The 302-nt window shown below is 50.3% G+C and carries 1 protein-coding gene; it reads left to right on the top strand.

What is annotated here, in order from left to right:
• The coding region (locus HMPREF2935_RS13305) for a hypothetical protein (protein WP_210400703.1) at positions 1-302 on the top strand (302 nt) is incomplete at both ends.

Raw genomic sequence — 302 nt, 5'->3', positions numbered from 1 at the left:
AGCAGGCTCAATCACAACCGAACGGCTGCACTTTTATTCCATCTCCAAAAGAACTGCTTATTTTCACGAAATAGAAGTTGGGTTCAGTTTGTGTGGAATCATCGCCGCAATCGTGGGAGCCGCCTTTGCAGAAACAGGCAGCTGGCTAGAATCAGTCTGTTGGCTACTCACACTTGCTGCCCTCACTAGCGTCACCACCCACGTGATGTTTGCTGTGCACTACTCTCTTCACCACAAACCAAACCCAGACCGACTTCGCCTTGAACAGAAGAAACTCCAGGACAGACTCGCCGCGATCAACA

It is taken from the genome of Corynebacterium sp. HMSC076D02, assembly GCF_001813815.1.
Classification (GTDB): domain Bacteria; phylum Actinomycetota; class Actinomycetes; order Mycobacteriales; family Mycobacteriaceae; genus Corynebacterium; species Corynebacterium simulans.
Note: the sequence above shows the minus strand (reverse complement) of the source record. Positions and strands in the feature narration are given on the sequence as shown.